Raw genomic sequence first — 945 nt, 5'->3', positions numbered from 1 at the left:
CATGGGAGTGCAAATCCCGACTAGCCGAATGGTTGGCCCCCAGGGGTCTCACCTTTAACGAGGAAAAGACGCGTGTCTGTCACCTCGAAGACGGTTTTGATTTTCTGGGATTCAACGTAAGGCGCTACAAAGGAAAACTGCTCATCAAACCGAGCAAGGAAGCTGTACAGCGTGCCAAGGATAAGATCAAAGAGATCGTGCGCAGCAATCGGGGAGCCCCGACAAAAGCATTGATCTCGCGACTCAATCCGCTTGTACGTGGCTGGTCAACGTACTACCGGCACGTGGTCTCGAAGCAGACCTTCGAAAGACTCGACGACAGGACCTACTCGGCACTCCGACAGTGGGGGAGAATCCGTCACCGGAACAAGCCTCCTAAATGGGTAGCCGAAAGGTACTGGGGTCAGCACCACCCGAGCCGGGGACATAGTTGGGTGTTCGGATCCAAGGAACAGTTTCTGTGGAAGTTCCAGTGGACACCCATCGTCCGGCACGTAATGGTGAAGGGGGATGCCTCCCCCGACGACTCGGAGTTGGAGAAGTACTGGCGGGACCGTTCCCGGAAGAGGCTGCCTGAAATCGAACCCAAGAGGATTCTGAACCTGGCAGCAAGACAAAGGGGACTGTGCACCAGATGTGGTCTGGATCTGATCGAAGGCGCGGGGTACGACCCCGATGACGTAAACGATTGGGCCAGGTGGTTCACGGCCTCAATGCGAGGAATTAACGTGCACCACCTCACCTACCGCAGCAAGGGTGGAAGTGACCACCCGAGCAATCTGGAAGTGATTCACACGCACTGCCACCGACAGGTGCATGCCGGCGACCGGAAGAAGACCACCCGACCTGCGGGCAGAGACCTGCCCGAGCCGGATGCGGTGAAAGATCGCACGTCCGGTTCCTAGGGGGCCGGGGCGCAGCAATGCGCTCCGGCTACCCGACCAA

The 945-nt window shown here is 58.1% G+C and carries 1 protein-coding gene; it reads left to right on the top strand.

What is annotated here, in order from left to right:
- On the top strand, positions 1-905 hold a 905-nt coding region (locus G3I71_RS44800; RefSeq protein WP_203733008.1), incomplete at its 5' end, for a group II intron maturase-specific domain-containing protein.
- Positions 906-945 lie beyond the last annotated feature (40 nt).

Source organism: Streptomyces sp. SID12501 (assembly GCF_010550245.1).
Classification (GTDB): Bacteria; Actinomycetota; Actinomycetes; order Streptomycetales; family Streptomycetaceae; genus Streptomyces.
The sequence above is the reverse complement of the archived record's forward strand: the minus strand, read 5'-3'. Positions and strand labels throughout refer to the sequence as shown.